At 69.2% G+C, this 4,358-nt stretch carries 5 protein-coding genes; all 5 read left to right on the top strand.

What is annotated here, in order from left to right; all coding sequences use genetic code 11:
• Positions 1–643, top strand: a 643-nt coding sequence (gene scpB, locus U9980_RS13165; protein ID WP_416210261.1) for an SMC-Scp complex subunit ScpB, incomplete at its 5' end; no start/stop codon positions are given.
• A gap of 28 nt (positions 644–671) precedes the next feature.
• Entirely contained in the window at positions 672–1,418 is a 747-nt protein-coding gene (locus tag U9980_RS13170; RefSeq protein WP_322768170.1) for a pseudouridine synthase, read from the top strand.
• A 25-nt stretch (positions 1,419–1,443) separates the two neighbouring features.
• Complete coding sequence (locus tag U9980_RS13175) at positions 1,444–2,562, top strand: prephenate dehydrogenase (protein WP_322768171.1); 1,119 nt, start codon at positions 1,444–1,446, stop codon at positions 2,560–2,562.
• Positions 2,563–2,788: 226 nt separating this feature from the next.
• Entirely contained in the window at positions 2,789–3,586 is a 798-nt protein-coding gene (cmk, locus tag U9980_RS13180; protein WP_322768172.1) for a (d)CMP kinase, read from the top strand.
• Entirely contained in the window at positions 3,583–4,305 is a 723-nt protein-coding gene (locus U9980_RS13185; RefSeq protein ID WP_322768173.1) for a lysophospholipid acyltransferase family protein, read from the top strand. Before cmk ends, U9980_RS13185 begins: the two co-directional genes overlap by 4 nt.
• Positions 4,306–4,358 lie beyond the last annotated feature (53 nt).

Here is a 4,358-nt window from a genome sequence, read left to right on the forward strand (position 1 = left end):
GGCTGCCGAGGAGACTTCAGCCGTTGGACCCCCGGTGCCCGGCGGGTCACCCGGTGACCGGTCACCTGGGGACGGGTCGCCCGGAGATGAGGTGGTGGCGCGCCCGGCGCTACCCGCGCTCGTCGAGGCGATCCTGATGGTCGCGGAAAATCCGGTTCCGGTTACGGAGATCGCTGTGAGCCTCGAGGTCCCCGCAGCGGACGTCGAGCGTGTCATCGTCGGGCTGGCCCGCGACTACATCGCGCAGGGCCGGGGCTTCAGCCTCCGTGACATCGGTGGTGGCTGGCGTTTCTACACCAGCGACGAGTGCGCCCCCTGGGTCGAGCGGTTCGTGCTCGCCGGGCAGAATCCGAAACTGTCCCAGGCGGCGCTGGAGACGCTGGCGGTTGTCGCCTACCAGCAGCCGGTCAGTCGTGGGCGGATCTCCGCGGTGCGGGGCGTGTCCGCCGACGGCGTGATCCGTACCCTGACCACCAGGCGTCTCGTCGAGGAGGCCGGTACCGATCCGGAGACCGGCGCGACGCTGTACCGGACAACTGACTACTTTCTGGAACGGATGGGTCTGCGCAATCTTGACGAACTGCCGCCGCTCGCCCCGCTGCTGCCTGACATCGCCGATGTGGATGACATTGTCGGCCCGTGACATTCTGGCCTTATGACATTCTGGGTTCATGACAACCGGTGACGCGAATGCCGAAGGCATCCGGCTGCAGAAGGTGCTTGCGGCGGCGGGGCTCGGGTCCAGGCGGCACAGCGAGGAGCTGATCGCCGCGGGTCGCGTGCGGGTGGACGGCCGGGTCGTCGAGGCCCAGGGTCTGCGGGTTGATCCGCAGACCGCGGTCATCGAGGTCGACGGTCAACGGGTCGTCACCAAGGCCGGCCTGGTGCACCTCGCGTTGAACAAGCCGGTCGGGGTGCTCTCGGCGATGGCGGATGACCGGGGGCGGCCGACCGTCGCGGACCTCGTGGCGGACCACGGCCCCGGCCTGTTCCACGTCGGCCGGCTCGACGCCGACAGCGAGGGCCTGCTGCTGGTCACCAACGACGGGGACCTGGCACATCGGCTGGCGCATCCGTCGTTCGGTGTCGCCAAGACCTACCTGGTCGAGGTGAGCGGACCGGTCAGTCGGGACGTGCCGCGGCGGTTGCGGGCGGGGGTCACCCTCACCGACGGGATGGTGACCGTGGACTCCGTGCGGATCGTGAGCTCGTCCGGCGCACGGGTCATGATTGAGATCACGTTGCACGAGGGCCGTAAACACGTGGTGCGCCGGCTGATGGACGCAGTGGGCCACCCGGTCGGCCGGCTCGTGCGGACCCGAATCGGCCCGGTCTATCTCGGTTCACTGCGGGTGGGCCGCACCCGGCACCTTTCGTCGGCTGAAGTCGGCGCGCTCTACCGTGACGTCGCGCTGTGAGCGCGCTCTACCATGACGTCGCGCTGTGACTGGCACATCCGGATTGCCACCACCTGGGCCACCCCCGGGTCGGGTCGGCGTGGTGGGGTCCGGCCTGATCGGCACCAGCATCGGGTTGGCACTGAGCGTCCATGGGATCGAGGTCCTGCTGGCCGACGTTGATTCCGAGCAGGTCAAGGTTGCCGAGGCCATGGGTGCCGGCCAGCCATGGCATGGCGAGCCCGTGGAGCATGCGGTCATCGCCGTGCCTCCGCACGCTGTCGCCGGTGAACTACGGCGGGTGCAGCGGGCGGGGCTCGCCGAGACGGTGAGCGATGTCGCGAGTGTGAAGGCTCGGCCGATCGTCGAGGCGGTGCAGGCCGGGTGCGATCTGTCGATGTGGTGTCCAGCACACCCGATCGCCGGGCGTGAGCGCGGCGGTGCCGCCTCGGCCCGCGCCGACCTGTTCGCCGAACGAGCCTGGGTCGTCAGTCCGGTGCCGCACACCTCACCGGCCGCGTTGGCGGCCACGGTGGCGATCGCGCGGACGTGTGGCGCCATACCGGTGCGTACGACGCCTGATCGCCATGACACGGCGATGGCCGTCCTGTCCCATCTGCCGCAGGTGGTCGCGAGCCTGTTGGCTGCCGCCACCCCCGAGCTCGGTCCGGGCGAGTTGGCCCTGGTGGGCCAGGGGTTCCGGGACGCCACCCGCCTGGCAGACAGCGACCCCGGCCTGTGGTCGTCGATTCTGGAGGGTAACCGTGGGCCGGTCGCCCGGCGGGCCCGGTTGCTCGGCGAGGAGCTGTCCAGGCTGGCGGACCTGCTCGACCGGGCCGGCGAACAGGAGGTGGTCGAGGCTGTTCGCGGACTCGTGGCAGGTGGCAACGCCGGCCGGGCGCTGCTGCCGCTCAAGGCAGGTGCGGCGACGCAGCCCTGGGCCTGGGCCTGGGTGGGCGTGGTGCTTGCGGACAGACCCGGCCAGTTGGGCGAGCTGTTCGCCACGATCGGCGCCTGGGAGATCAACATCGAGGATGTCGCTGCCTTTGAGCACAACCTGGACGCCCCGGCCGGCATTGTGGAGATCGCTGTTTCACCCGACATCGTCGGCACCCTGCTCGACCGGCTCGCCACCGCCGGCTGGACCGCCTATCGCAGGTCGTGAACGCCACCCGTCGTGGGTGGGCGGCCCCGAGTAGCCTGATCCGGGTTGACCACATCGGCGTTGATCCGGGTGACCACCCGGGTCGGGTCGGGTCGGTTTCACCGTATCGGCTGCTCATGGTTTTCCGGTGCAAACTGGTTACCGTGTGTACGCGGATTCCATCTGTACACGGGTTCGGTGTATGCACGGGTTCATAGGTAATTGTCGCGTCTGGACGGAGGAAGCGGTGGAGCAGGACCGCGGTTCCCGTGAGTCGGTGGGCGCAACGGCCACCGACGATCAGGAGGTGTCCACGGGCGGCGAAGGCCGCTCCGCCGGGCACGGTCAGGTATTGACGTCCGAGGGATTGGTCGTAGCCGTCGACGGACCGGGAGGCTCCGGCAAGAGCACCGTTGCCAGGGAGATAGCCCGACGACTCGGTCTGCGTTATCTCGACACCGGCGCGATGTACCGGGCGGTGACACAGGTCGCGTTGGAGAGTCGGATCGACCTTGAAGATCACGATGCCGTGGCGGAACTGGCCGAACGCGTGGTGCTGGCAGTTGGCACCAGTCCGGATAATCCGACGATCGCGGTGAACGGCGAAGCCGTGGGGGACAAGATTCGGACCAGGGCGGTGACGAACGCGGTGAGTGCGGTCGCCGCGGTACCGGCGGTCCGGCGGCTTCTCGTCGCCCGCCAGCAGCAGATCATCGCAGCGGCGTCCCCGACCGGCATCGTGGTGGAAGGCCGTGACATCGGTTCGGTGGTTGCTCCACAGGCTCCGGTCAAGGTGTTCCTGACGGCTTCGACCGAGGTCCGGGCGTTGCGGCGGTCGCACCAGCTCGGGGAGAAGGGCATGGATGACGTGGCCCGCACCCTCGCCGAGCTCGATCGCAGGGACGTGCTGGACTCGACCCGCGCCGCGGACCCGCTGGCCGTCCCCGACGACGCGATCGTGCTCGACTCGACCAGTCTGTCCGTCGAGGCTGTTGTGGACGAGGTCCTGCTGCACTGCGAACGGGTAACGGCCGACGCGTCATGACCACCGGAAGCCCCGACGCCACGGAAGCCGGCGCCGGGCAGCCGCCGGTGCCCGTGCCGCCGCGTGGGGCGGCGTCCCGGCCCTACCGCGACGTTGTGCACAGGGTGCTCAAGCCACCGTTGCGTCTCGTCGTGAACCGGGCCATCATGCAGGTGACCCTCCAGGGGCTTGAACACGTGCCGGCGACCGGTCCGCTGATCTTCGCGGGAAACCACAGCAGCCTCTTGGACGGCCCCCTGGTCGTGATCGAGTCACCGCGCACAGTCCGCTGCCTGGTGAAGTCCGAAATGTACCGAGGTTTCCTCGGGCCGTTGCTGCGCATTGCCGGCCAGATCCCGGTCGACCGTGGCCGGCCCGATCGGGCCGCGTTACACACTGCACTCGACGAGTTGGGGCGCGGCGGAACCATCGGGGTGTTTCCCGAAGGTACCCGGGGATCCGGCGAGGTGCAGACGGTACAGCATGGTATCGCCTATCTCGCTGTCCACGGACGGTGCCCGGTGTTACCGGTCGCGTGTATCGACACCGGCCTGGCCCTGCCCAGGGGCGCTCGCTGGCCGAGGCGTTCCGTGCCGGCGCGGGTCGTGTTCGGGCGTCCGTTCGACGTGGAGGTCCCGGCGAACCCGCGGTCGCGTCGGGCATTGGCGGCGGTGGCGGAGGACATCCGGTTACGGATCGCCGACCACCTGGTGGCGGCCCGCCTGCCTCCCGGATCGTGACGCGGTCGACACGATCATGAGCAGACGCGACTGTGAACAGCAAGGAACAGCAA

Source organism: Protofrankia sp. Cr1 (genome assembly GCF_963555865.1).
Classification (GTDB): domain Bacteria; phylum Actinomycetota; class Actinomycetes; order Frankiales; family Frankiaceae; genus Protofrankia.